This is a genomic window from Streptomyces sp. NPDC101237, from assembly GCF_044767465.1.
GTDB classification, from domain to species: domain Bacteria; phylum Actinomycetota; class Actinomycetes; order Streptomycetales; family Streptomycetaceae; genus Streptomyces; species Streptomyces gramineus.
Genome location: NZ_JBIWNY010000031.1, coordinates 1 through 24382 on the forward strand (window position 1 = coordinate 1; position 24382 = coordinate 24382).

The following is a 24382-nucleotide window of genomic DNA, read 5'->3' on the forward strand; positions in this document are numbered from 1 at the left end:
TTACACCCTCTCCCCCAACCCCACCAAGTTCCCATTTGCAGCGGCGGGCCGCCCGGCCGAAATCAACCGGCACCAAAACACCCCCCCCCCCCCCGCCCCCCCCCCCCCCCCACGGGGCTGTCTCGTTTTCGAAGCGGAATTCAGATCGTGAGCACGGCTTCCAGGGGAGCACCCTTGAGCGCGGGTTCCAGGCGGGCGCGGCCGTCCAGGAATCCCAGCTCCATCAGGACCGCGACACCCGCGACCTCCGCGCCCGCACGGCGGATGAGCTGGAGGGAGGCCTCCGCGGTGCCGCCGGTGGCGAGGACGTCGTCGACGACCAGGACACGGTCGCCCACGGACAGGTCCTCGGCGTGCACCTCGATCTCGGCCGAGCCGTACTCCAGGTCGTAGGTCTGGCTCAGGGTGGCTCCGGGGAGCTTGCCCGCCTTGCGGACCGGGATGAAGCCGAGGCCGGCCCGGAGGGCGACCGGGGCGCCCAGGATGAAGCCCCTGGCCTCCAGTCCGATGACCTTGGTGGCGGCGGTGCGCTCGGCGATCTCCGCGAGCGCGTCCGTGAGCGCGGTGAACGCGGCAGGGTCCGCCAGGAGCGGGGTGATGTCCTTGAACATCACGCCCGGCTCCGGGTAGTCCGCGACGTCCCTGATGCGGCTGAGCAGCAGCTCCTTGATGTCCGTCATCGGCGCTTACCGGAAGGGCGGCCACGGCCGCCCCGGTTGCGGGGCGCCGACTGGTTGCGCGGGCCGACGACGGCCGGAGCGGCGTCGTCGGATCCCTCCGGGCCGCCGACCCGGGCCTCGGCCATCTCGTCCTCGGCGGCGGCCTGGGCGCGCTTGGCGAGGACGCGCTTCTTCAGCGCCTTCATCTGCGGCTCGGCCTCCTTGAGGTCGGCGACCAGCGGCGTGGCGATGAAGATCGACGAGTAGGCACCGGCGGCCAGACCGACGAACAGCGACAGCGAGATGTCGTTGAGCGTGCCCGCGCCGAGGAAGCCGCCACCGATGAACAGCAGGCCTGCCACCGGGAGCAGGGCGACGACCGTGGTGTTGACCGACCGCACCAGGGTGCCGTTGATCGAGTGGTTGGCGATGTCGCTGTACGTGAAGCGGGTCTGCTTCGTGATGTCCTTCGTCTGCTCCTTGAGGCTGTCGAAGACGACGACCGTGTCGTAGAGCGAGTAACCGAGGATCGTCAGCAGACCGATGACCGTACCGGGCGTGACCTCGAAGCCGACCAGGGCGTAGATACCGGTGGTGATGGTGATGTCGTGGATCAGCGCGACCAGGGCCGCGACCGCCATCCGCCACTCGAAGGCGATCGCCAGGTAGATCACCACGAGCACCATGAAGATCGCCAGGCCTTCCCAGGCCTTGTTGGCGATCTCGTCACCCCAGCTCGGACCGACCAGGTCGGCGTTGATGGACTCCGGGTCCATCTTCATGTCCTTGGCCAGCGCGGTCTTGGTGGCGTCCGACTTCGCGGTGTCCATGCCCGCGATCTGGATGCGAAGACCTCCCGTACCGAGCTTCTGCACGACCGCCTCGTGGCCGGAGGCCTGCGCCGCGTAGGTCTCCGCCTGGTTCACCGAGACACTGGTCTTGGAGGTGGTGAAGACGGCACCGCCCTGGAAGTCGATGCCCATGTTCAGGCCGCGCACCGCCAGGCCGACGATGGCCGTGATGGTGATCAGGATGGAGACGCCGTACCAGATCTTGCGCTTGCCGATGAAGTCGTAGCTGATCTCGCCGCGGTGCAGTCGGGCGCCGAGGTTGCCGAGTTTCGACATCGCTCACGCTTCCTTCGGGTCGACAGGGCCGGCGGGACCGGCGGGACGGCGGGTACGGCGCAGCGGGGCCTTGGCGCCCAGACCCTTCGGGTCGAGCCCCGACCACTTGTGGCCGTTCGCGAAGAACTTGCGCCGGGCGAGGATCGTCATCAGCGGCTTGGTGAAGAGGAAGACGACGACCACGTCGAGGACGGTGGTCAGACCGAGCGTGAACGCGAAGCCCTGGACCTTGCCGACGGTCACGATGAACAGCACGGCGGCGGCCAGGAAAGACACGAAGTCGGAGACGAGGATGGTCCGCCGGGCACGCGGCCAGGCCCGCTCGACGGCGGGACGCAGGGAGCGGCCCTCGCGGATCTCGTCCCTTATGCGTTCGAAGAACACGATGAACGAGTCCGCCGTGATGCCGATCGCGACGATCGCACCGCAGACGGCCGGCAGGTTCAGCGCGAAGTGGATCGCGGGGCCGAGCAGCGCCATGATCGTGTAGGTGAGGATCGCGGACACCAGCAGCGAGGGGATCGCGACGAGCGACAGACCGCGGTAGAAGGCCACCAGGTAGATGATGACCAGGGCGAGGCCGATGGCACCGGCCAGCAGACCCGCGTGCAGCTGCTCGCCACCCAGGGCGGCGGTGACGGTGGTGACGCTCTGCTCCTTGAACGAGAGCGGAAGCGCGCCGTAGGACAGCATGTTGGCGAGGCTCTGCGCCTCTTCCTGCTTGAAGCTGCCGGAGATCTCCGCCTGGCCGCCGGTGATGGACTGGCTCACGTACGGGCTGGAGACGACCTCGCCGTCAAGAACGATGCCGAACTCGTTCTGCGGCTGCTGGTTCTTGGCGAGGGAGGCGGTGACGTCGGCGAACTTCTTGGCTCCGCTGGAGCTGAAGTTCATCTGGACCTGCCAGCCGGAGGCACCCTGCGTGTCGAAGACGGCCTGAGCCTTCTTGACCTCGGTGCCGTCGACAGCGGCCGGGCCGAGCACGTACTTGTACCAGGCGCCGTCGATCTGGCCGCAGGCCACGGTGGAGTCGCTGGGCTTGGCGGTCTTGCCGGCGGTGGCGCGCTGCGACGACTTGGAGCAGTCGAGCGCGGCGTACTGGGCCTGCAGCTTGCCGGCCTCGGCGGTGGCGGCCGCATCGGCCGAGGAGGAGGCGGAGGGGCTGGAGGAAGAGCTGGGGGACGCCGAGGAGGACGGCGTCGAGTCGGCCTTCAGCGCGTCCGTGACGGCACGGCCCTGTGAGGTGGCGGACGACGACGGCGAGGAGGACGACCCGGTCGCCTTCTCGGACGACGACGCGCTGCTCGACGGGTTCGGGCTCGACGAGGGGTTGGGGCTGCCGCTGGAGGACGCGCTCGGGGAGGTGCTCGGCGCGGCGCCGGAGCTGGCCTCCTGGGCCAGGACCGGGCGGAAGTACAGCTTGGCGGTGGTGCCGACCTGCTGGCGAGCCTCTTCGGAGTTGGTGCCCTTGGGGATGTTGACGATGATGTTGCTGGTGCCCTGGGTCTGAACCTCCGTTTCCGACACGCCCAGACCGTTGACACGGCGGTTCATGATGGCGACCGCCGTGTCCATGTTGGCCTTGTTGATCGCGTTGGGCTGACCCGGCTCGTTCTGCGCCTGGAGCGTGATGCTCGTACCGCCGGCCAGGTCGATACCGAGACGCGGAGTGGTGTTTCCGGAGAGGAACATCCCTCCGGTGAGCGCCACGATGGCGATCAGGATCAAGGCCAGCGAGCGCCCTGGCTTGCTCTGGGCGCTCGCGCTCCGGCCCCTCTTAGGTGCTGCCACCTTCTCGTACTCCCTCTCGGGCCGCCGCGCGCCTGGTCGGTGCGGTCGGCCATGACATGGTGTCGGGATCCCCTGCGGGAAACAGACGCTCCCGGGGTGGGGACGGCACGCGTCAGGCGCGCCGTCCTCCCCGGGACACGGCTACTTCGCGTCGGAGTCGCCGTCGGTCTTCTTCGGGTCTTCGCCGGCCTTCGCCTCGGAGGGCTTGGCCTCCTCGGCCTTGTCCTCCACCGAACCCTCGGCCTTCTCGTCGGCCTTGTCCTCGGCCACGTCCTTCTTGCCGAAATCGACGGCCTTGTCGCCGGAGGCGGCGGCAGCGCCGGCGGGCTCGTCGTCGGTCTCGGTGAGGGCGGAGGCGTCGTCCGGGACGATGGCGGTGTCCGACTTCAGGTCGTGCTCGATGCCGTGCACGATGCGGTTGTACTCGTCGTCGGTGAGCACGGCGCCGATCGCGTTCTTCGCGAAGAGGAGGTCGACGCCCGGACCGGCGTCGACGAGGACCGTGTCCTCGTGGACCTCCTTGACCGTCGCGTACATGCCCCCGATCGTGCGGATGCCACTGCCGGGCTGGATCTCATTCCGCATCTGGGTCGCCTGCTGCTGGCGCTTCCTGTTGGAACGCGTCATCAGGAACATGGCTGCGATTAGGACGACGAAGAAGAGAAGAGGCAAGGTATTCACGAGACGGAATTTCCTTCGCGCAGCCGCGGCGGTGAGCGGCCTGGATGATGGGGGTGTGGGTCGGCGCCGCCCGCAAAGGCAGCATCGGCGGAGTCTAAGCGAGTCCGCGCGCATGGAACAACGCTCAGCATGGCACCTGGGTTCCTGCACCCGCCAATGCCCCGCCGTCACGAAGAGATCACGTCTGCCCACGGGACCCGCGGGGCGGCGGCCGAATTCCAAGGGCTGGAGGTAAGGGAGAGACGGGACACATCCCGCCGGGGACGCGCAGACCGGGCGTTCCACGGCGGCACCGGGATCGGGAACCGGACACGGTCCGAGACCGGGATCCCGGCGGGTCGACCGGCTTCCGGCCCCGGCCCCGCCTCTCAGGCGCCGAACAGGTCCTGCTGGCCGGGTCCCGTCCCGCGGGGAGGCGTCAGCCCCAGGTGGGACCAGGCCGCGGGGGTGGCGACGCGGCCGCGCGGGGTGCGGGCGAGCAGGCCCTCGCGGACCAGGAAGGGCTCGGCGACCTCCTCGACCGTCTCCCGCTCCTCCCCCACCGCGACGGCCAGGGTGGACAGGCCGACCGGACCGCCGCCGAACAGCTTGAGCAGGGCTTCGAGCACCGCGCGGTCGAGCCGGTCGAGGCCGCGCTCGTCCACCTCGTAGACGGCCAGGGCCGCGTGCGCGATCTCGCGGGTGATCAGCCCGTCGGCCTTGACCTGCGCGTAGTCGCGGACGCGGCGCAGCAGGCGGTTGGCGATCCGGGGCGTGCCGCGGGAACGACCGGCGATCTCGGCGGCGCCGGCGGGGTCGATCTCGACGTCCAGCAGGTTCGCCGAGCGGTGCACCACCCGCTCCAGTTCCCGCGGCTCGTAGAACTCCATGTGCGCGGTGAAGCCGAAGCGGTCGCGCAGCGGCGGGGGCAGCAGGCCCGCGCGCGTGGTGGCGCCGACCAGGGTGAACGGAGGCAGCTCCAGGGGGATGGCGGTGGCGCCTGGCCCCTTGCCGACGATGACGTCGACCCGGAAGTCCTCCATCGCCATGTACAGCATCTCCTCGGCGGGCCGGGACATGCGGTGGATCTCGTCGAGGAAGAGGACCTCGCCCTCCTGGAGGGAGGAGAGGATCGCGGCGAGGTCGCCGGCGTGCTGGATGGCGGGGCCCGAGGTGATGCGGATCGGGGCGCCCATCTCCGCCGCGATGATCATCGAGAGGGTGGTCTTGCCCAGGCCGGGGGCGCCGGAGAGCAGCACGTGGTCGGCGGTGGCACCGCGCGCGCGTGCGGCTCGCAGGACCAGGTCGAGCTGCTCGCGGACCTTCTCCTGGCCGATGAACTCGCCGAGGTCCTTGGGGCGCAGGGCGGCCTCGACGGCCTGGTCCTCACGGTCGGCGACGGCGCCCACCAGCCGCTCCGCGTCGGCGCCGGTGTCGGTCGTGTCGTCCCAGTTCATAAGTGATGTGCCTCAGCGGTGGTGGGGTCAGCGGGCGCGGTTGAGGGTCTGCAGGGCCGCCTTGAGGAGCTGGCCGACCTGCGGGGTGCCGGCGGCGGCCTCGGCCTGCGGGGCGACCGCGGTGACGGCCTCCTCGGCCTCCCGGGTCGCGTAGCCGAGGCCGATCAGCGCGGCGTGCAGCTGGTCGCGCCAGCCCTGGCTGACGGGCGAGCCGATCGCGGGGGTGCCGAGGGGTTCGCCGAGCCGGTCCTTCAGCTCCAGGAGCAGCTTCTGGGCGCCCTTCTTGCCGATCCCGGGGACGGCGGTGAGCGCCTTCTCGTCACCGGTGGCGACGGCCCGGCGCAGGGCGTCGGGGCTGTGCACCGCGAGCATGGCCTGGGCCAGCCGGGGGCCGACCCCGCTCGCCGTCTGCAGGAGTTCGAAGGTCTGGCGCTCGTCGTCGTCGGCGAAGCCGTACAGCGTGAGCGAGTCCTCCCGTACGACGAGGGAGGTGGCGAGCCGGGCCTGCTGGCCGGTGCGCAGTCCGGACAGGGTGTTCGGCGTGCACTGGACCGCGAGGCCGATCCCGCCCACCTCGACGACCGCGGAGTCCGGGGCGAGGGCGGCGACCGGGCCGCTCACGAAGGCGATCATGCCGTACGGCCTTTCGTTGCGTTGGCTGCGTGCAGGGCGACGGCCTGCTGGAGTCGGTTCTGGGCGGGGGCGCGCCAGATGTGGCAGATGGCGAGCGCGAGGGCGTCGGCGGCGTCGGCCGGCTTGGGGGGCGCGTCGAGGCGCAGCAGCCGCGTGACCATGGCGCCGACCTGGGCCTTGTCGGCGCGCCCGGAGCCGGTGACGGCGGCCTTGACCTCGCTCGGGGTGTGCAGGGCGACCGGGATGCCCCGGCGGGCGGCGCACAGCATGGCGACGGCGCTGGCCTGGGCGGTGCCCATCACGGTCCGGACGTTGTGCTGGCTGAACACCCGTTCCACGGCGACGAATTCGGGCCGGTGTTCGTCCAGCCACCGCTCGATGCCCTGCTCGACGGCGACGAGGCGACGGCCGAGTTCGGCGTCCGCGGGCGTGCGGACGACTCCCACGCCGATCATGGTGAGCGGCCGTCCTGCGACGCCTTCGACGACCCCGACCCCGCATCGGGTCAGTCCGGGGTCCACCCCCAATACGCGCACCGCGCCCCTCCCTTCGGTCACCTGTTTGTGCAGGCTAGCGGGTGCCACCGACAACGGCCGACATGACGACGGGCCGACGGGTGTGTCCCGTCGGCCCGCTCGGTCGGCTCAGCCCGCGGCGGCGTTACGCGTCGACCTTCTCCATGACCTCGTCGCTGACGTCGAAGTTGGCGAAGACGTTCTGCACGTCGTCGCTGTCCTCCAGGGCGTCGATCAGCTTGAAGATCTTCCGGGCGCCCTCCTCGTCCAGTTCGACCTGCATGGTCGGGACGAAGTTGGCCTCGGCGGAGTCGTAGTCGATGCCGGCGTCCTGGAGGGCGGTGCGCACGGCGACCATGTCGGTGGCCTCGCTGAGCACCTCGAAGGACTCGCCGAGGTCGTTGACCTCCTCGGCGCCCGCTTCCAGGACGGCGCCCAGGACGTCGTCCTCGGACAGCTCGCCCTTGGGGACGATCACGACGCCCTTGCGGTTGAAGAGGTACGACACCGAGCCCGGGTCGGCCATGGAGCCGCCGTTGCGGGTCATGGCGACGCGGACGTCGGAGGCCGCGCGGTTGCGGTTGTCGGTGAGGCACTCGATGAGCACCGCGACGCCGTTCGGACCGTAACCCTCGTACATGATCGTCTCGTAGTCGGCGCCGCCGGCCTCGAGGCCGCCGCCGCGCTTGACCGCGGAGTCGATGTTCTTGTTCGGGACCGACTGCTTCTTCGCCTTCTGGATGGCGTCGTAGAGAGTCGGGTTGCCCTCGATGTCGACGCCGCCCATCCGGGCCGCGACCTCGATGTTCTTGATCAGCTTCGCGAAGAGCTTGCCGCGCTTGGCGTCGATCACGGCCTTCTTGTGCTTCGTCGTAGCCCATTTAGAGTGGCCGGACATCTGCCTGTCTCCTTCGCGTAACCCATCCGAACAACGAACGCAAGAGATCCTACTAGGACTGCGCCGCCCGGTACGCGTGCACCATGTCGACGAACAGGGAGTGGACGCGGTGGTCGCCGGTCAGTTCCGGGTGGAAGGACGTGGCCAGCGCGTTGCCCTGGCGGACCGCGACGATGTGGCCGTCGTGCTCGGCGAGGACCTCGGCCGCGGCACCGACCGACTCGACCCAGGGCGCGCGGATGAACACGCCCTCCACGGGGTCGCCCGGCACGCCCCTGACGCCGACCGCGGCCTCGAAGGACTCGTTCTGGCGTCCGAAGGCGTTGCGGCGCACGATCATGTCGATGCCGCCGATCGTCTCCTGGCCCGAGCGCGGGTCGAGGATCTTGTCGGCGAGCATGATCATGCCCGCGCAGGTGCCGTAGACGGGCATGCCGGCGCGCACGCGCGCGCGGAGGGGTTCCATCACGCCGAACAGGACGGCGAGCTTGGAGATGGTGGTGGACTCGCCGCCCGGGACGACCAGGCCGTCCACCTCGGCGAGTTCCTCGGGACGGCGGACCGGGCGGCCCACGGCGTCGGCCGCGGCCAGGGCGACGAGGTGTTCCCGTACGTCGCCCTGGAGCGCGAGCACTCCGATGACCGGAGTGGTCATCACCAGCCCCGGTTCGCGTAGCGCTCGGACTCGGGGAGGGTGTCGCAGTTGATGCCGACCATGGCCTCGCCGAGGTTGCGGGACGCGTCCGCGATGATCTTCGGGTCGTCGTAGAAGGTCGTCGCCTTGACGATGGCGGCGGCGCGCTTGGCCGGGTCGCCGGACTTGAAGATGCCGGAGCCGACGAAGACGCCCTCGGCGCCCAGCTGGCGCATCAGGGCGGCGTCGGCCGGGGTGGCGACACCGCCGGCGGAGAACAGCACGACGGGCAGCTTGCCCAGCTCGGCGACCTCCTTGACCAGCTCGAACGGGGCGCGCAGCTCCTTGGCGGCGGCGTAGATCTCGTTGTTGTCGCAGCCGCGCAGCTTGGCGATCTCGCCCTTGATCTGGCGCAGGTGACGGACGGCCTCGACGACGTTGCCGGTGCCGGCCTCGCCCTTGGAGCGGATCATGGCCGCGCCCTCGGCGATCCGGCGCAGGGCCTCGCCGAGGTTGGTGGCGCCGCAGACGAACGGCGTGGTGAAGGCCCACTTGTCGGAGTGGTTGACCTCGTCGGCCGGGGTGAGGACCTCGGACTCGTCGATGTAGTCGACGCCGAGCGACTGGAGGACCTGGGCCTCGACGAAGTGGCCGATCCGGGACTTGGCCATGACCGGGATGGAGACGGCCTCGATGATGCCCTCGATCATGTCCGGGTCGGACATCCGGGCCACTCCGCCGTCCTTGCGGATGTCGGCCGGGACCCGCTCCAGGGCCATGACGGCCACGGCGCCCGCGTCCTCGGCGATCTTCGCCTGCTCCGGCGTGACGACGTCCATGATCACGCCGCCCTTGAGCTGTTCGGCCATGCCGCGCTTCACGCGGGCGGTGCCGGTCTCGGGAGCCTGGTTGTCAGTGGTGGACACGGGTGACCTCACTTGCTGAAAGAGGGTTTCTGCGAACACCGAGGAAACGCGAGCGGACCAGTCCACAGCAAGGGCCAATGGCAAGCCGGTGGATCCTTTTGGCCGTCCTTGGCCGGTTCGCCGGAGGTCAGGCGGCCGTTCCGGTGCCGCGGTCGGCCAGTGCGGCGGGCGGTTCGTCGTCCATCTCGAAGGCCATCGGGAACGGCGCGTGGCCGGCCAGCCGGAACCAGCGGACCTTGCGGTGCTCGCGCAGTCGGCGGGCCGCGCCGACGGCGTCGTTGTGGAAGCGGCGGGCCATCGGCACCCGGCGCACGGCCTCGGCCAGTTCGGTGGTCGCCGCCTCGCCGCCAGGGGCCGCGCGGACTTCCTCGACCTGCTGCGGATGCTCGAAGACCGCCCGCAGGGCCTGGCTCAGGTCGCTCTCGGCGACCTCCCGCTGGTCCTCCTCGGACTGCCGGGCCGCGTGCGCGGCCTCGTACAGCACGATCGACGCGGCCGGGTCGAGCACTCCGGAGGTCGCCAGCTCCTGGGCGACGGACGCGCGCCGCAGCAGCTGGGCGTCGAGGGCGGCGCGGGCCGCGTCGATTCGCGCGTGCAGCCGGTCGAGCCGCCCCGCGGTCCAGCTCAGGTAGAGGCCGACCACCACGAGCGCGGCGAGGATCCAGAGCGTCCAGATGAGGGTTGCGGTCACGGGCGGAACGCTATAGGAAGCGTCCGCGCGAGCGTCCCGTCAGGGGCGCGGGAACCGCGCGCCCGGCCGCGAGGGCGCCGCGGCCGTCGGACGACGCGGCGCTCAGTCCCGGGCCAGGCCGAAGCGGGACCGCAGTCCCGGGCGTTCGTCGGTGGCCACGGCCGCCGCGCCCGCGGTCACCGTCTCGTAGACGGAGAGGATGTCCGCGCCGACGGTCGACCAGTCGAAGCGGCGCACGTGCAGGCTGCCGCGGGCGCTCAGCGCGGCCCGGCGCTCCGGGTCCGCCAGGAGCCGTACCGCGGCCTCCGCCAGGGCGTCGGCGTCCTCGTTGGCGAACAGCGCGCCCGCCGCGCCCTGGTCCAGGACCTGGGCGAACGCGTCGAGGTCGGAGGCGAGGACCGGCGCACCGGCGGAGAGCGCCTCGACCAGGATGATCCCGAAGCTCTCGCCGCCCGTGTTGGGCGCGATGTACAGGTCGAGGCTGCGCAGGAAGCGGGCCTTGTCCTCGTCGCTCACCATGCCGAGGAACTCGACGCGCGAGCGCAGCTCGGCGGGCAGGGACTCGACGGCCGCCTCCTCGTCGCCGCGGCCTGCCACCAGCAGGCGGGTCCCCGGGCGGGCGGCGAGGATCTTGGGCAGGGCCTTCATCAGCACCGGCAGGCCCTTGCGGGGCTCGTCGATGCGCCCGATGAAGCCGATGGTGTCGCCCTGCCACTCGGGACGCGGCTCGGCCCTGGCGAAGAAGTCGACGTCGACGCCGTTGGGGATGACGACGGCGTCGCCGCCGAGGTGCTCGACCAGGGTCCGGCGGGCGTACTCGCTGACCGCGATCCGGGCGCTGATCTTCTCCAGCGCGGCCTGCAGGATCGAGTACGCGGCGATCATGGCGCGGGAGCGCGGGTTGGAGGTGTGGAACGTCGCCACCATGGGGCCCTGCGCCGCCCAGCAGGTCAGCAGGCCGAGGGACGGCGAGGCCGGCTCGTGGATGTGGACCACGTCGAACGCGCCGTCGTGCAGCCAGCGCCGGACCCGCGCGGCGGACAGGAACCCGAAGTTGAGGCGGGCCACCGAGCCGTTGTAGGGCACCGGCACCGCGCGTCCGGCCGAGACGACGTAGGGCGGCAGCGGGGTGTCGTCGTCGGCGGGCGCCAGGACGGAGACGTCGTGGCCGAGGCGGATGAAGTATTCGGCGAGGTCGCGGATGTGGAACTGGACGCCGCCGGGGACGTCCCAGGAGTAGGGGCAGACGATGCCGATCCTCACGACGGTCCCTTCGCGGGGTCGAGGTCGGCGAGCCACAGCCGCTGGAGCATGTGCCAGTCCTCCGGATGGTCGGCGATCCCGGTGGCGAAGGCGTCGGCCAGCGCCTGTGTCATGACAGACGTCCTGGTCGCCCGGTCACCTGACTCGGGCACGTCGACCGGCGCGTGCACCCGGCCCTTCATGACCGGTGTGTCGTCGTACCAGAGGGTCACCGGGAGCAGGGAGGCGCCGGTCTGCTGGGCCAGCAGGGCGGGGCCCGCGGGCATCCGGGCGGTGCCGCCGAAGAAGTCGACCTCGACGCCGGAGGCGGACAGGTCGCGGTCGGCGACCAGGCAGACCAGGCCGCCGTCGCGCAGTCTGCGGGCCAGGGTGCCGAAGGCGGAGCCGCCGCTGTGCGGCAGGACCTCCATGCCGAGGCCCTCGCGGTAGGCGACGAACCGGTCGTAGAGGGTCTCCGGCTTGAGGCGCTCGGCGACCGTGGTGAACGGGGTCTTCAGCTCGGTGGTGACCCAGGCGCCGGCGAGGTCCCAGTTGGCCAGGTGCGGCAGCGCGAGGATCACGCCGCGGCGGGAGGCGAGACCGTCGGTGAGGTGGTGGACGTCCTTGGGCGCGAACCCGGTCCTGACCCGGTCCTCGCTCCAGGACGGCAGCCGGAAGGACTCCATCCAGTACCGCAGGTAGGACCGCATGCCGGCCCGGGACAGCTCGCGCAGCCGCTCGGGGCTCGCGTCCGGCAGCACGCGCGCGTAGTTGGACTCCAGGCGCTGGACGCCCTTGCCGCGCTGCCGCCAGGCGAGGTCCGCGACGGTCCGGCCGAGGCGGGCGGCGACCGGTTCGGGGAGCTTCTTGACGGTGCTCCAGCCGAGCCCGTACAGACCGTCGGTGAGCCGGTCGGCGGCGCTCACGGTCCCGCCTCGCTCCCGTGGCCGACGGTCTCCCGGCCGGCCACGGCCTCCGCCTCCGCGGACTCCCGGCGGACCGTGACGACCCGCTGCACGAGGGTGACGAGGCTGCCCACGGCCACGATCCACAGGGCGATCGGCAGCAGGATCTGGATGCCCGGCACGCCGAAGTTGTGGAAACCGGCCAGACCGGCGGCGACCAGTGAGATCACCAGGCGCTCGGCCCGCTCGACCAGGCCGTTGACGGCCACCGGCAGGCCGATCGACTCGCCGCGCGCCTTGGTGTACGACACCACCTGGCCGCTGGCCAGGCAGAAGATGGAGACGGCGCACAGGACGTCGTTGTCGCCGTTGCCCGCGTACCAGAGGGCGAAGCCGCCGAAGATGGCGCCGTCGGCGACCCGGTCCAGGGTGGAGTCCAGGAAGGCGCCCCAGCGGCTGGTGCGGCCCAGCTGGCGGGCCATGTTGCCGTCCACCAGGTCCGAGAACACGAACAGCGTGATCACGATCGTGCCCCAGAAGAACTCGCCCCGGGGGAAGAAGACCAGCGCGCCCGCGACCACTCCGGCGGTGCCGAGAAGCGTGACCGTGTCCGGGCTCACACCCCGGCGGATGAGAAACGCGGCGAACGGTGTGAGGACACGCGTGAAAAATGCACGCGCGTACTTGTTCAGCATGGCCTTCCCGACGGTCGTTGCGCCGTGCGGCCCCTGTTGGCCGCCCCGGCTGGCCCATCGTAGCCACGCGCGCGTGTGTGCGACGGGTGGGCACTCGCAGCGGGCGCCGTCGGCGGCGCCCGAAGCGGCCTGGCGGGCGGGATCACGTCCTTCGTATGGACGCACCGTGACGGGAGTGGAAAGCTCGAATAACCGCGGGCGTCATCGGTGCCGCCACCGCACGCGGCCCGACATGCTCGCCCGCGCCCACAGATGACCTCACCGTGCACGGGAGGCAGAACCATGGGCGACAAGGTCAAGGAACACCCCGGGGCCGCCGGCAGGGCTACGGCGGCCGACCACCCCGCGTCCGTACGGAATGTGGTGCTGGTCGGCCACTCCGGATCCGGCAAGACCACGTTGGTGGAGGCGCTCGCACTGACCGCGGGAGCGGTGAAGCGGGCGGGCCGGGTGGAGGACGGCGGGACCGTCTCGGACTACGACGACATCGAGCACCGGCAGCAGCGCTCCGTCCAGTTGTCACTGGTGCCGGTCGAATGGAACGGAATCAAGATCAACATCCTGGACACTCCGGGATACGCCGACTTCGTCGGTGAGCTGAGGGCCGGTCTGCGCGCCGCGGACGCGGCCCTCTTCGTCGTCTCGGCCTCGGACGGGGTCGACGGCTCGACGCGGATGGTGTGGGAGGAGTGCGCGGCCGTCGGGATGCCGCGGGCGATCGTCGTCACGCACCTGGAGGCCGCCCGCGCGGACTTCGAGGAGATGACGCGGGTCTGCGCCGAGGCGTTCGGCGCCGACGACCCCGACGCCGTGCTCCCGCTCTACCTGCCGCTGCACGGACCGCAGGGTCCGGACGGGCACGCGCCCGTGACCGGTCTGGTCGGGCTGCTCACGCAGAAGCTGTTCGACTACTCCTCCGGGGAGCGCAAGGAGTCCGAGCCGGGCCCCGACCGGCTTCCGGACATCGACGAGGCCCGCAACCGGCTCATCGAGGGGATCATCTCGGAGAGCGAGGACGAGACGCTCATGGACCGCTATCTGGGCGGCGAGCGGATCGACCTCAAGACGCTGATCGAGGATCTGGAGCGGGCCGTGGCCCGCGGGGCGTTCTTCCCGGTGCTGGCCGCCGCCCCGGCCGCCGACGGCGCCCGCCAGGGCCTCGGCACGGTCGAGCTGCTGGAGCTGGTCACCGGCGGCTTCCCGACACCCTTCGAGCACCCGACGCCGGGGGTCACCACGATCGACGGCGAGCCCCGCGAGATCACTCCCTGCGACACCGGCGGCCCGCTGGTCGCCGAGGTGGTGAAGACCGCCTCCGACCCGTACGTCGGCCGGGTCTCGCTGGTGCGGGTCTTCTCCGGCACCCTGCGTCCCGACGAGACGGTCCACGTCTCCGGGCACGGCCTGGCCGACCGCGGCCACGAGGACCACGACGTCGACGAGAAGATCGGCGCCCTGTCCACGCCGTTCGGCAAGCAGCAGCGACCGGTCACGCACGTGATCGCCGGTGACCTCGCGTGCGTGGCCAAGCTCGGCCGCGCGGAGACCGGGGACACCCTGTCCCGCAGGGACGACCCGCTGCTCATGGAGCCGTGGGAGATGCCCGACCCGCTGCTGCCGCTGGCCATCCAGGCGCACAGCAAGGCGGACGAGGACAAACTCTCGCAGGGCCTGTCCCGCCTGGTGGCCGAGGATCCGACCATGCGGCTGGAACAGAACCAGGACACCCACCAGGTGGTGCTGTGGTGCCTCGGCGAGGCGCACGCGGACGTCGCCCTGGAACGGCTACGCAGCCGGTACGGCGTCCAGGTCGACGTCGTACCGCACCGGGTGTCCCTCCGGGAGACGTTCGCCGGCAGGTCCGCCGGGCGCGGCCGGCACGTCAAACAGTCCGGCGGCCACGGGCAGTTCGCGATCTGCGAGATCGAGGTGGAGCCGCTGCCGGGCGGCTCCGGCATCGAGTTCGTCGACAAGGTGGTCGGCGGCGCGGTGCCCCGGCAGTTCATCCCGTCCGTGGAGAAGGGCATCAGGGCGCAGGCCATCAAGGGGGTCGCCGCCGGCTACCAGCTGGTCGACGTGCGGGTCACCCTGCTCGACGGCAAGGCGCACTCGGTGGACTCCTCCGACGCCGCCTTCCAGACGGCGGGCGCGCTGGCGCTGCGGGAGGCCGCCGCGGACGCCAGGATCCACCTCCTCGAACCGGTGGCCGAGGTCTCCGTGCTGGTCGGCGACGACTACGTGGGCGCGGTGATGAGCGACCTGTCCGGACGGCGCGGCCGGGTGCTGGGCACCGAGCAGACCAGTGGCGGACGCACGCTGATCAAGGCGGAGGTGCCCGAGTTCGAGATCGGCCGGTACGCGGTGGACCTGCGGTCCCTCTCGCACGGCACGGCGCGTTTCAGCCGCGCGTACGCCCGTCATGAGCCGATGCCGCCGCAGATCGCCGAGAAGATTCGCGAACAGGTCAAGGAGGCCTCGTAGTCGGCCTCATAGTCGACAAGCAAGGGTGTTCGGCGGACGGCTTCGGCCGTCCGCCGACGCTCGCCGGTGGCCGGGGATACCCTGAGTACTTGATCAACAGGTGTGCGGAGTGCGGAAGTCGGGAAGGCCGCAGGAGCGGGACGGCGGCAAGTGGGGGCGGGAATGAGCTTCGAGGACTTCTTCGGGCCACAGGTGCCGAGGCCGGGTGGCGAGGCGCAGGCCCCGACCTACGCCCTGGCCTCGGCTGCCTATCGGGACACGCCGATGGAGGAGATCAAGAAGGCCGACAACGAATGGCACCAGTCCTCGGTCAACGAGGGCCGCAGGTGGGCGAAGATCTTCCGCCCCAACTTCGGTGAGGCGTACTCCCAGGCGGTCATCGACCGCATGCTGGGTGTCGACCGCAAGCCGCTGATCCAGTCCTTCGGCAGCGAACCCCAGGTGGTCGTCGAGCACTGCCTGGCGGCCAACCGCATCCGCAAGGAACGCGACAAGCGGCTGACCGCCGTCATGCTGCTGTGCGGGGTGCTGTTCCTGCCCGGCCTGGTCGTCTGGCTGCTGGTCTTCCAGCTCCGCGCGTCCATGCTCAAGGCGGACAACAAGCGGGTCTCCGGGCTCGGCAGCGCCCTGCTGGCCGCCGTCGGCGTCCTCGCGGTGATCTTCCTGATCCGGATGCCGCTGACCGGCTTCTGGGGCTGGTACGCGCGCGGCTGCATCGTGCTCCCCGTCGTCGGCTGGTACCTGGCCAAGCGGCTGTGCGAGCGGACCGCGAGGGACCTGCGCGAGGCCTGGGGCGGTCTGCTCTCCGGCGGCAGCGTCGGCGCGAAGGTCCCCGAGACGGTGCCGACCAGCCCGGACCAGGCCGCGGCCGAGCAGCTGCGCCAGTCGCTGGCCCGGCTCAGCGCCGAGCAGCAGTCCAACTCCGTCTTCTACGCCGGCACCAAGGGCATACTCGGCATGGGCACCCGCTGGGGCTCCTGGGTGCTCGCGGAGGAACTGGTCCCGCTCGACCCGGTCAAGGGCGTCCACGAGTTCCGGGCCTGGACGGTCGTCCGGGAGATCGAGAAGGAACTGAGCGTGCTGCACCGGCAGCACCTGAAGACCGGCGGCTTCCCCGAACCCCACGTCAAGCACTGGATCGTCACCCACGTCGGGGCGGGCGCCAAGGCCGTGTCCCGGCCCGAGGGCACCGACTACAAGGTGGGGCCCAAGGACGTCGAGAACATCTGCAACAGCAACCACTTCGACAAGGGCGACCGCCACTACCTGGGCGTGCAGTGGCCCTACCTGTGGAACGGCGACCTGATCATCACGATGATGACGACCGTGACCGTGCTCAAGGAGACCTTGCGCATCGAGGTCACCGGACACGCTCTCGGCCCGGTCAACGGGCTGTTCAACGGCAAGCCCGAGGCTCCGACCAAGACGGTCTCGAAGACCGTGCGGTTCTGGGAGACCCGGACCGTGAAGCTGCCGCTGGTCACCCCGGACGAGGTGGTCCGCCTGGGCGCCCGAGCCGCCGTCAGCTGGTATCCGCCGCTGCTGAAGTGGCTCGGCGGTTCGATAGGGCTGCCCGAGCCGTTCGGTCTGCGGCACGCCTGGGCCGACCAGCCCTGGGACCACCGGTTCATGGCCGACGACGCGCTGCGTGCGGCCACGCCGATACTCCGTGCCGTGCACCGGGCCGCGCTCAGCGTCCTGAAAGAGCACGACGTCGACATCGACAAGTTCAGCTCGCGCGCGGGCAACCTCAGCGGTGCGGTCCAGGACGCGTCGCCGAAGAAGGCCGACAAGTACGACGCGTGACCGGCACGACGCCGCGGCCCGTTCCCGGAGACGGTGCGTCCCCGGGAACGGGCCGTGTCAGTTCGCCGTCGCCGGCCAGGCCTCGGCCAGCATCTTGCGGGTGTCCGCCAGCAGCTGCGGCAGCACCCGGGTGTGGCCGACCACCGGCATGAAGTTCGTGTCGCCACCCCAGCGCGGGACGACGTGCTGGTGCAGGTGGGCCGCGATGCCGGCTCCGGCCACCGTGCCCTGGTTCATGCCGATGTTGAAGCCGTGGGCACCGGACGCCGTGCGCAGCGCGGCCATGGCCTGCTTGGTCAGCTCCGCCAGCTCGGCCGTCTCCGGGCCGGTCAGGTCCGTGTAGTCGGCGACATGGCGGTACGGGACCGTCATCAGGTGGCCGCCGTTGTACGGGTAGAGGTTGAGCACCGCGTAGACGTGCTCGCCGCGCCGGACGATCAGCCCGTCCTCGTCGGATTTGGCCGGGATCGAGCAGAAGGGACAGCCGTCGTCGGCACCCGGGCCGGTCGGCTTGTTCTCACCCTGGATGTAGGCCATCCGGTGGGGCGTCCACAGGCGCTGGAACGCGTCCTGCGTCCCCACTCCGATCTGCTGCTCCGGCTCACTCGTCATGCTAGGCAGCATATGGCTTCGCCCGTTCGCGGCGTGTCGCCGGGGCCAGCGGAAACCGGCGGGCGGCGAAGCTGGGCGGATGGACGACGAAAGCCGCCTGGACCGCTGGGAGCGGCGGACGGACCTCGCGCTCGGCATCGCCTCCCTGGTCTTCCTGGGCGCGTACGCGGTGCACGTGCTGGCGCCCGGCCTGCCCCGGGCCGTGCACCTCGTGTTCCTGTCGCTGACGTACGGATCGTGGGTGCTGTTCGCCGTCGACTACGGGGTGCGCTGGTGGATCAGCGGTACGGGTCCGCGCTTCGTCAGGCGGCAGTGGCTGGACACGCTCGTCGTGCTGCTGCCCCTGCTGCGGCCGGTGCAGATCGTCCGGACCTACGAGGCGATGCAGCGCCGGCACGGGCGCCCGCGGCTGGCGCTGCAGGCCCGTGTGATGTTCTACGCCAGCCTGTCGATCGCCCTGCTGGGCTTCGCCGGGGCGCTCGCCGTCTACCAGGTCGAGCGCGGCGCCCCGAACGCCACGATCCGGTCCTTCGGGGACTCCGTGTGGTGGACCTGTTCGACGCTCTCGACGGTCGGCTACGGCGACGTCACGCCGGTGACCACGCTCGGACGGATCATCGCGGTGGGGCTGATGGCCTGCGGGATCGCGCTGCTGGGCGCGGTGACCGGATCGTTCTCCTCGATGCTGCTGCAGCGGTTCGCGGTGGAGGGCGAGGAGGACCTGGCGGCGGGCCGGACGGCGCAGAGGCCCCCGCAGGAGTGATCTCCGGGGGCCTCTGGGCGGCGGGCGGGGTCAGACCTGGGTCCGCTCCTCGACCACCTGGGCGATCTTGGCGATGGCCTCCTCGAACGGGATGCCGTTCTCCTGCGAGCCGTCGCGGTAGCGGAAGGAGACCGAACCGGCCGTCATGTCCTCGTCGCCCGCGATGACCATGAAGGGCACCTTCTGCTTCTGGGCGTTGCGGATCTTCTTCTGCATCCGGTCCGACGAGGCGTCGACCTCGACCCGCAGGCCCTTCTTCCTGGCCTCGGCCGCGAACTTCCGCAGGTAATCGACGTGTCCGTCGCCGATCGGGATGCCGACCGCCTGGACCGGCGCCAGCCACGCCGGGAAGGCGCCCGCGTAGTGCTCCAGGAGCACCGCGAAGAACCGCTCGATGGAGCCGAACAGGGCGCGGTGGATCATCACCGGGCGCTGCTTGGAGCCGTCGGCGGCGGTGTACTCCAGGTCGAACCGCTCGGGCAGGTTGAAGTCGAGCTGGACGGTGGACATCTGCCAGGTGCGGCCGATCGCGTCCTTGGTCTGCACGGAGATCTTCGGGCCGTAGAAGGCGGCGCCGCCCGGGTCGGGGACGAGCGGGAGGCCCTGCTTCTCGGCGACCGCGCGCAGCGTCTCGGTCGCCTCCTCCCAGACCTCGTCGGAGCCGACGAACTTCTCCGGGTCCTTGGTGGACAGCTCCAGGTAGAAGTCGGTGAGGCCGTAGTCGCGCAGCAGGTTCAGGACGAAGGTGAGCGTCTTGTCGAGCTCCTCCGCCATCTGCTCCTTGGTGCAGTAGATGTGCGCGTCGTCCTGGGTGAAGCCGCGGGCCCGGGTCAGGCCGTGCACGACACCGGACTTCTCGTAGCGGTACACGGTGCCGAACTCGAACAGGCGCAGCGGCAGTTCACGGTAGGAGCGGCCGCGCGCGTCGAAGATCAGGTTGTGCATCGGGCAGTTCATGGGCTTGAGGTAGTAGTCCACGCCCTCGTCGAGCTGCATGGGCGGGTACATGCCGTCGGCGTACCAGTCCAGGTGCCCGGACGTCTCGAAGAGCTTCCCCTTCGTGGCGTGCGGGGTGTAGACGAACTCGTAGCCCTCCTCCTCGTGCCGGCGGCGCGAGTAGTCCTCCATGACCCGGCGGACGACGCCGCCCTTGGGGTGGAAGACGGCGAGGCCGGAGCCGATCTGCTCCGGGATGGAGAACAGGTCCAGTTCGTTGCCCAGCTTGCGGTGGTCGCGCTTCTCGGCCTCGGCGAGGAAGTCGAGGTACTGCTTCAGCTCGTCCTTGGACGGCCAGGCGGTGCCGTAGATGCGCTGGAGCATCGGGTTCTTCTCGCTGCCGCGCCAGTAGGCGGCCGCGTTGCGCATCAGCTTGAACGCCGGGATGAGGCGGGTGGAGGGCAGGTGGGGACCGCGGCAGAGGTCCTTCCAGCACAGTTCGCCGGTCTTGGCGTCCAGGTTGTCGTAGATCGTCAGCTCGCCGGCGCCGACCTCGACGTCCGCTCCGTCGTCGCTGGACGCCGAGCCCTTGAGGCCGATCAGCTCCAGCTTGTACGGCTCGTCGGCCAGCTCCTCGCGGGCGGCCTCGTCGGTCACCACCCGGCGGGAGAACTTCTGCCCGCGCTTCTGGATCTCCTGCATCTTCTTCTCGATGGCCTTGAGGTCATCGGGGTGGAACGGCTTCTCGACGTCGAAGTCGTAGTAGAAGCCGTCCTTGACGGGCGGGCCGATGCCGAGCTTCGCCTCGGGGAACAGCTCCTGCACGGCCTGGGCCATGACGTGCGCGGTCGAGTGGCGCAGGATGGCCAGCCCGTCCTCGGAGGAGATCTCGACACCCTCGACGGTCTCGCCGTCCTTCAGCTCGTACGCGAGGTCCTTCAGCTCGCCGCCCACCCGCGCGGCGATGATCGAGCGCTCGCCGGCGAAGAGGTCGGCGGCCGTAGTGCCCGTCGTCACCACGCGTTCTTCCCGCTCGGAATCGCGTTGGATGATCACACGGACGTCTGACACCGGTCTCTCCTGCCTGAAGGTGGATGCGGCGCCATACCAGGAGCGCGCGCAATACCGGATCGTACCGACCCGGCCCCACCGACCGCTAAACGGTTACCCGCGGTGGCCGGTCAGTCGCAGTCGTCCCCGGTGCACGCCTCCTCGAAGAAGTCCAGGTTCTCCTGGAGCGACTTCATCAGCCGGTCCCGCTCGGCATCGTCCACCTGGACCGGTACGACCCCGGAGGCGCCGGACAGCCGCCGGAACCCGCCCCGGCTCTCCAGCCGCCCGTGCACCCGTACCGGGAGCCCCACCAGGTGTGCCTGTCCGGCGATGCGGTAGTCCTCCTCGTCGAGGGTGACCCGGACGTAGGGCACCTCGGCGCCGGCGATGACCCGCAGCCGTACCGCGCCGTCGCCGCGCGGTTCCGCGCGCCGCATCCGGACCACGGTGCCGGTGATCCGGACCGGCACGGAGGGTTCGTCGCGCAGGAAGCGGGCGCCGGCCTCGCGCAGCACGGGCAGGTCGCCGGGCGAGAACTCGACGGGTTCGGCGGCGGACGCGCAGTCGTCGGGGACCCCGGCGGCCGGCGCCCACTCGACGGAGATCCGGGCGCCCTCGGTCCCGCGCACGAGGGTGACCAGGGCGTCGGTCAGCTCACGGCTCACGCCCGCTTCGACGGCTCCGTCGAAGGCGTCCATGCCGCCGGTGGCCCGCTGGTAGTCGATGGCCTCGCGGGCGGCGTACAGGGCCTGGTGGAGGCGTACGGCGAGCGGCCGCCCGGTGCCCACGGGCACGAAGGCGGTCAGTCCCCGGCCGCCCTCCGCCGAGCCGACGAGGACGGAGTCCAGCAGGGCGGCGGCCGCGCGCCTGTGCCGGGCGCCGTAGTAGCCGGCCCGCGCGCGCGTGGCGAGCGCACCGGCCAGCAGGGTCTGCCGGGCGGCGGTCCGCAGCTGCTCCTCGACCGTCCAGGGGGCGGTGTCGCCCGGTCCGCCGGGCACGTCCCGCCACCAGCGGATCTCGTCGCTCGGCACCGCCAGCCCGACCAGCACCTCCCGCGCGGCGGGCGTCCCGCTGCGCACGAGAGCCGTGAGCGCCTCCCCGAGCAGATCGTCACTGTCCGGGAAAGCGCGGTTCTCGGGTACCAGCAGGCTGGTGCCGGTGTTGCCCGGCCCGGGTGGGGTCCAGCGGCCGTAGCGTCCGGGGGCTCCCCCGCGCCGCTGCCAGCCGTGCCGGCGCAGCAGGGCGCCCAGCACCGCGGGGTCGACGTCGGTGGGCTCGGGGGGACGGTTCCAGTGCGGGTCCACGGGATGCGGCCGGACTTCCCGCAGCTGCTCCTCGTGCGGACGGTGCCTCATGGTCGTCCTCCCGTCCCGACCCGCGTCATGATCTCGCAGAGCGCCCGGTCGTCGAAGATGCGCGAGGTCGGAATCCGCACGGTGGTCCGGTTCCGGCCGGTGATCGGATGCCCTGCCAGGTTGACCCAGTAGCAGCAGTGGCGCAGATCGAGGCGGTCGTGGCTGGCGCGCAGCCAGTCGTCCTGGGAGCGCGGGACCAGCATCACCACGAGGATCTTGTGCACCGACACCGGTGTGCGGGCGAGCTTGCGCAGGTGGTCGTTGTCCAGCGTGAAGGAGAAGAAGCGTCCCGGGGGGTTGGGTGCGATCTGGTACGTGCACTTGAGCTGCACCTTGATCGTCACCTCGTCGTCGACGGTGTGACCGGGCGAGCCGTGGCTGACGTGCCAGTCGATGCCGTTGTCCGGGAAGGGCTGCGAGAGCGAGCAGCCGGCCGCCGCGGCGACGGCGTGCAGATATCCCACCTGCAGTGTCTCCATGCAGGCGGTGGTGGCGAGTGTGCCGCGATGGGGGCCCGTGCGTTCGGGCAGCAGCCCGCCCCGCTCGGGCTGGGCTATCGCCATGACCAACAGCCTTCCCAGCCAAAGAGTTTCCCCGTGGCGGGCCGCTGAACTGCAAAGACCCGCACTCCTGTTGTGTCCTTCCGGCGTACGCCGCAAACGGCCCGGGTATCACCAAACAGGCAGAAGACGGAACGTCAGCTGCCGTGGGTGAACAAGGAGTTGTATTGGCATGACGTGCTGGTACGAGGGGCCCTTGGCGGCCTTCGACACGGAGACCACGGGCGTGGACGTGGAGACCGACCGCATCGTGTCCGCCGCGGTCGTCGTCCAGGACGCCCCGGGCACCCGGCCCCGGGTGACCCGCTGGCTGGTGAACCCGGGCCTGCCGGTGCCGGAAGCGGCGACGGCGGTGCACGGGCTGACGGACGAACACCTGCAGCGCAACGGCCGTTGGCCGGCTCCGGTGATGTACGAGATAGCCGAGCATCTGGCCGAGCACGCGGCGATGCACCGCCCGCTGGTGGTGATGAACGCGCCGTTCGATCTGACGCTGCTGGACCGCGAGTTGCGGCGGCACCGGGCGTCCTCGCTGGACCGCTGGTTCGAGGCGAGCCCGCTGCTCGTCCTCGACCCGCGGGTCCTGGACAAACATCTGGACCGCTACCGCAAGGGCCGGCGCACCCTGACCGACCTCTGCGCGCACTACGAGGTCACGCTGGAGGGCGCGCACGACGCGGCCGCCGACGCGCTGGCCTCACTGGATCTGGTGCGGGCGCTGGGCCGCAGGTTCGCGGCCCGGCTGGAGCGCCTGAGCCCCGCCGAGCTGCACACGCTGCAGACGACGTGGCACGCGGCGCAGGCGCGCGGACTGCAGGCGTGGTTCGCGCGCAGCGGCACACCGGAGACGGTGAACACGTACTGGCCGCTGCGGCCGGAACTGCCGGCGGCGGCGTGAGGGGCGGGGCGCCGCCCGTCCGGCGCCCCGCCCCTTCATCGCTTCCTCCTCCGGCTTCCTGGGCCTCAGGTCACGGTGAGGCCGAGTTGCCGCAGCATGCCCAGTTCGTCGCTGCTGCCCCAGCGTTCGACGAGTCTGCCGTCGCTGTCGAAGCGGCTGATCTGCATGCCGCGGTAGCTCACCCTGCGGCCGGTCGCGGGGTGTCCCATCAACGGCCCCTGGTGCGTACCGGAGATGACGTACGCGAAGGCCAACTCGTCGTCGGTGGCCACCAGATGCTCCACCTGGACGTCGAGGTCGGGAAAGGCCTCCCGCAGTTCGCCGAACATGCGCTTGTACCCGTCGGGTCCCGGCCCCTGTCCCGGGGCGGGATCGTGGTCGACCGAGTCGGCCGCGACGATCTCGTCGAAGGCGTCGAAGTTCCCGGAGACGACGGCCTCGCCGAAGGCGGTCTGCGCGGTGATGTTCGCTTGCTGACTCATGTGCCCTCCCGGCGCGTCTCGGGCACCGGCCTGTGCGTCGGCTGAGAGATCCCGCTCTACGCCGTCTGTCGACCGTACCTCCGCCACTCGTCACCGGCATGCCCACCCGGCCGCCCGGCCCCTCGGGCGTCGCCCGGCCGAGGCCAGACGCCGGGATGCCGGTCCAGCAGCGCCCGGGCGGTCCGCTCGGCCTCGGCGTAACCGGCGCGTCCCGCGTCGGTGAGCGTGACCTCGACCGACCTGCGGTCGCCGGCCCGCCGCTCGCGTGCGACCAGTCCTGCTCTCTGCAGATCCCGCAGCAGCGCCGACATCCGGGTACCCGACTCCCCCAGGCGCGCCGTCAGCCCGGCCACGGACACGGGCGAGCCGCCGGCCGCCGCCTCGGCGAGCGCGCCGAGCACGAGGTAGCCGAGGAGCGTCAGCCCGTGCCGGGTCCGCAGTTCGCCGTGCAGGTGTCCCAGCACCGGCAGGATCGGCGCGGGCCGCGGCCGGTCCGTGTCCGACGGATCACTGTCGCTCATGTCGCTCCCCTGGACGGGTCCCCGGGCCGCGGATACGCGGCCCGACCCTCACAACCAGGGGCCCTGCGACACCGATCGCCTC

Annotated in this window: 24 protein-coding genes; 4 read left to right on the forward strand and 20 right to left on the reverse strand. The window is 71.0% G+C overall.

All coding sequences use genetic code 11. The features are described from left to right. Window positions 1-140: 140 nt before the first annotated feature. The 14 genes from ACIRQ9_RS34155 to pgsA all read right to left on the reverse strand — a co-directional run bounded on the left by ACIRQ9_RS34155 (window position 141) and on the right by pgsA (window position 12833). The gene (locus tag ACIRQ9_RS34155) at window positions 141-680 is read right to left on the reverse strand and encodes an adenine phosphoribosyltransferase (protein ID WP_404182503.1); all 540 of its coding nucleotides are present in this window, start codon (window positions 678-680) and stop codon (window positions 141-143) included. Then, window positions 677-1786, reverse strand: a complete 1110-nt coding sequence (gene secF / locus ACIRQ9_RS34160) for a protein translocase subunit SecF (protein ID WP_404182506.1) — start codon at window positions 1784-1786, stop codon at window positions 677-679. Before secF ends, ACIRQ9_RS34155 begins: the two co-directional genes overlap by 4 nt. A 3-nt stretch (window positions 1787-1789) precedes the next feature. Continuing rightward, window positions 1790-3577, reverse strand: coding sequence for a protein translocase subunit SecD (gene secD, locus ACIRQ9_RS34165; protein ID WP_404182509.1), 1788 nt, complete (start codon window positions 3575-3577; stop codon window positions 1790-1792). Between the two features lie 141 nt (window positions 3578-3718). Then, window positions 3719-4258 (reverse strand): preprotein translocase subunit YajC, encoded by a 540-nt coding sequence (gene yajC, locus ACIRQ9_RS34170; RefSeq protein WP_404182512.1) that lies wholly within the window; start codon window positions 4256-4258, stop codon window positions 3719-3721. 368 nt (window positions 4259-4626) lie between these two features. Then, complete coding sequence (ruvB, locus tag ACIRQ9_RS34175; RefSeq protein ID WP_351320166.1) at window positions 4627-5694, reverse strand: Holliday junction branch migration DNA helicase RuvB; 1068 nt, start codon at window positions 5692-5694, stop codon at window positions 4627-4629. Window positions 5695-5721: 27 nt separating this feature from the next. Beyond that, on the reverse strand, window positions 5722-6327 hold the full coding sequence (ruvA, locus tag ACIRQ9_RS34180; RefSeq protein ID WP_362178329.1) for a Holliday junction branch migration protein RuvA: 606 nt from the start codon (window positions 6325-6327) through the stop codon (window positions 5722-5724). Beyond that, entirely contained in the window at window positions 6324-6863 is a 540-nt protein-coding gene (ruvC, locus tag ACIRQ9_RS34185) for a crossover junction endodeoxyribonuclease RuvC (RefSeq protein WP_404182516.1), read from the reverse strand. The genes ruvA and ruvC overlap by 4 nt, the downstream gene beginning before the upstream one ends. Before the next feature lie 124 nt (window positions 6864-6987). Then, window positions 6988-7740 (reverse strand): YebC/PmpR family DNA-binding transcriptional regulator, encoded by a 753-nt coding sequence (locus ACIRQ9_RS34190; RefSeq protein ID WP_351320172.1) that lies wholly within the window; start codon window positions 7738-7740, stop codon window positions 6988-6990. A 52-nt stretch (window positions 7741-7792) separates the two neighbouring features. Beyond that, a complete protein-coding gene (gene pdxT, locus ACIRQ9_RS34195; protein ID WP_404182519.1) occupies window positions 7793-8395 on the reverse strand; it encodes a pyridoxal 5'-phosphate synthase glutaminase subunit PdxT in 603 nt (200 codons plus the stop codon). After that, entirely contained in the window at window positions 8395-9300 is a 906-nt protein-coding gene (pdxS, locus tag ACIRQ9_RS34200) for a pyridoxal 5'-phosphate synthase lyase subunit PdxS (RefSeq protein WP_404182522.1), read from the reverse strand. Before pdxS ends, pdxT begins: the two co-directional genes overlap by 1 nt. Window positions 9301-9427: 127 nt before the next feature. Then, window positions 9428-9991: a hypothetical protein gene (locus ACIRQ9_RS34205; protein ID WP_404182525.1), complete on the reverse strand. Its 564-nt coding sequence runs from the start codon at window positions 9989-9991 to the stop codon at window positions 9428-9430. Between the two features lie 102 nt (window positions 9992-10093). Then, window positions 10094-11254: a glycosyltransferase family 4 protein gene (locus tag ACIRQ9_RS34210; RefSeq protein WP_404182528.1), complete on the reverse strand. Its 1161-nt coding sequence runs from the start codon at window positions 11252-11254 to the stop codon at window positions 10094-10096. Next, the gene (locus ACIRQ9_RS34215) at window positions 11251-12159 is read right to left on the reverse strand and encodes a phosphatidylinositol mannoside acyltransferase (protein WP_404182531.1); all 909 of its coding nucleotides are present in this window, start codon (window positions 12157-12159) and stop codon (window positions 11251-11253) included. Before ACIRQ9_RS34215 ends, ACIRQ9_RS34210 begins: the two co-directional genes overlap by 4 nt. Next, the gene (gene pgsA / locus ACIRQ9_RS34220) at window positions 12156-12833 is read right to left on the reverse strand and encodes a phosphatidylinositol phosphate synthase (protein ID WP_404182534.1); all 678 of its coding nucleotides are present in this window, start codon (window positions 12831-12833) and stop codon (window positions 12156-12158) included. Before pgsA ends, ACIRQ9_RS34215 begins: the two co-directional genes overlap by 4 nt. Before the next feature lie 282 nt (window positions 12834-13115). On the opposite strand from pgsA, the gene ACIRQ9_RS34225 reads away from it, so the two are divergent. Further along, window positions 13116-15314, forward strand: coding sequence for an elongation factor G-like protein EF-G2 (locus ACIRQ9_RS34225; RefSeq protein WP_404182537.1), 2199 nt, complete (start codon window positions 13116-13118; stop codon window positions 15312-15314). Window positions 15315-15476: 162 nt separating this feature from the next. After that, window positions 15477-17120 (forward strand): hypothetical protein, encoded by a 1644-nt coding sequence (locus ACIRQ9_RS34230; protein ID WP_404182540.1) that lies wholly within the window; start codon window positions 15477-15479, stop codon window positions 17118-17120. Between the two features lie 57 nt (window positions 17121-17177). Here the strand turns inward: ACIRQ9_RS34230 and ACIRQ9_RS34235 are convergent, their stop codons facing one another. After that, entirely contained in the window at window positions 17178-17744 is a 567-nt protein-coding gene (locus ACIRQ9_RS34235) for an HIT family protein (RefSeq protein WP_404182543.1), read from the reverse strand. Between the two features lie 67 nt (window positions 17745-17811). On the opposite strand from ACIRQ9_RS34235, the gene ACIRQ9_RS34240 reads away from it, so the two are divergent. Continuing rightward, window positions 17812-18495 (forward strand): potassium channel family protein, encoded by a 684-nt coding sequence (locus ACIRQ9_RS34240; RefSeq protein ID WP_404182546.1) that lies wholly within the window; start codon window positions 17812-17814, stop codon window positions 18493-18495. 30 nt (window positions 18496-18525) lie between these two features. Here ACIRQ9_RS34240 and thrS read toward each other — a convergent pair whose 3' ends face one another. From thrS to ACIRQ9_RS34255, 3 genes are all read right to left on the reverse strand, one after another. Next, window positions 18526-20502, reverse strand: coding sequence for a threonine--tRNA ligase (gene thrS, locus ACIRQ9_RS34245; protein ID WP_404182549.1), 1977 nt, complete (start codon window positions 20500-20502; stop codon window positions 18526-18528). Window positions 20503-20612: 110 nt separating this feature from the next. Beyond that, window positions 20613-21839, reverse strand: a complete 1227-nt coding sequence (locus tag ACIRQ9_RS34250) for a hypothetical protein (protein ID WP_404182552.1) — start codon at window positions 21837-21839, stop codon at window positions 20613-20615. Further along, complete coding sequence (locus ACIRQ9_RS34255) at window positions 21836-22402, reverse strand: DUF4365 domain-containing protein (protein WP_089103211.1); 567 nt, start codon at window positions 22400-22402, stop codon at window positions 21836-21838. The genes ACIRQ9_RS34250 and ACIRQ9_RS34255 overlap by 4 nt, the downstream gene beginning before the upstream one ends. A 169-nt stretch (window positions 22403-22571) precedes the next feature. On the opposite strand from ACIRQ9_RS34255, the gene ACIRQ9_RS34260 reads away from it, so the two are divergent. Then, complete coding sequence (locus ACIRQ9_RS34260; RefSeq protein WP_404182556.1) at window positions 22572-23297, forward strand: 3'-5' exonuclease; 726 nt, start codon at window positions 22572-22574, stop codon at window positions 23295-23297. A gap of 65 nt (window positions 23298-23362) precedes the next feature. Here the strand turns inward: ACIRQ9_RS34260 and ACIRQ9_RS34265 are convergent, their stop codons facing one another. Both ACIRQ9_RS34265 and ACIRQ9_RS34270 read right to left on the reverse strand, forming a co-directional pair. After that, window positions 23363-23779 carry an ester cyclase gene (locus ACIRQ9_RS34265; RefSeq protein ID WP_404182559.1) on the reverse strand — a complete coding sequence of 139 codons (417 nt, stop codon included), beginning with the start codon at window positions 23777-23779 and terminating at the stop codon, window positions 23363-23365. A gap of 56 nt (window positions 23780-23835) precedes the next feature. After that, on the reverse strand, window positions 23836-24300 hold the full coding sequence (locus tag ACIRQ9_RS34270; RefSeq protein ID WP_404182562.1) for a MarR family winged helix-turn-helix transcriptional regulator: 465 nt from the start codon (window positions 24298-24300) through the stop codon (window positions 23836-23838). Between the last annotated feature and the right edge of the window lie 82 nt (window positions 24301-24382).

Bases quoted from the DNA above. Each gene is read 5' to 3' on its own strand.
- ACIRQ9_RS34250 (WP_404182552.1), bottom strand. From the start codon at position 21,839: ATGAGGCACCGTCCGCACGAGGAGCAGCTGCGGGAAGTCCGGCCGCAT.
- secF (WP_404182506.1), bottom strand. From the start codon at position 1,786: ATGTCGAAACTCGGCAACCTCGGCGCCCGACTGCACCGCGGCGAGATC.
- ACIRQ9_RS34235 (WP_404182543.1), bottom strand. From the start codon at position 17,744: ATGCTGCCTAGCATGACGAGTGAGCCGGAGCAGCAGATCGGAGTGGGG.
- ruvA (WP_362178329.1), bottom strand. From the start codon at position 6,327: ATGATCGCCTTCGTGAGCGGCCCGGTCGCCGCCCTCGCCCCGGACTCC.
- ACIRQ9_RS34240 (WP_404182546.1), top strand. From the start codon at position 17,812: ATGGACGACGAAAGCCGCCTGGACCGCTGGGAGCGGCGGACGGACCTC.
- ACIRQ9_RS34270 (WP_404182562.1), bottom strand. From the start codon at position 24,300: ATGAGCGACAGTGATCCGTCGGACACGGACCGGCCGCGGCCCGCGCCG.
- ACIRQ9_RS34265 (WP_404182559.1), bottom strand. From the start codon at position 23,779: ATGAGTCAGCAAGCGAACATCACCGCGCAGACCGCCTTCGGCGAGGCC.
- ACIRQ9_RS34230 (WP_404182540.1), top strand. From the start codon at position 15,477: ATGAGCTTCGAGGACTTCTTCGGGCCACAGGTGCCGAGGCCGGGTGGC.
- ACIRQ9_RS34155 (WP_404182503.1), bottom strand. From the start codon at position 680: ATGACGGACATCAAGGAGCTGCTGCTCAGCCGCATCAGGGACGTCGCG.
- ACIRQ9_RS34225 (WP_404182537.1), top strand. From the start codon at position 13,116: ATGGGCGACAAGGTCAAGGAACACCCCGGGGCCGCCGGCAGGGCTACG.
- ACIRQ9_RS34255 (WP_089103211.1), bottom strand. From the start codon at position 22,402: ATGGCGATAGCCCAGCCCGAGCGGGGCGGGCTGCTGCCCGAACGCACG.
- ACIRQ9_RS34190 (WP_351320172.1), bottom strand. From the start codon at position 7,740: ATGTCCGGCCACTCTAAATGGGCTACGACGAAGCACAAGAAGGCCGTG.
- ruvB (WP_351320166.1), bottom strand. From the start codon at position 5,694: ATGAACTGGGACGACACGACCGACACCGGCGCCGACGCGGAGCGGCTG.
- pgsA (WP_404182534.1), bottom strand. From the start codon at position 12,833: ATGCTGAACAAGTACGCGCGTGCATTTTTCACGCGTGTCCTCACACCG.
- ACIRQ9_RS34260 (WP_404182556.1), top strand. From the start codon at position 22,572: ATGACGTGCTGGTACGAGGGGCCCTTGGCGGCCTTCGACACGGAGACC.
- pdxT (WP_404182519.1), bottom strand. From the start codon at position 8,395: ATGACCACTCCGGTCATCGGAGTGCTCGCGCTCCAGGGCGACGTACGG.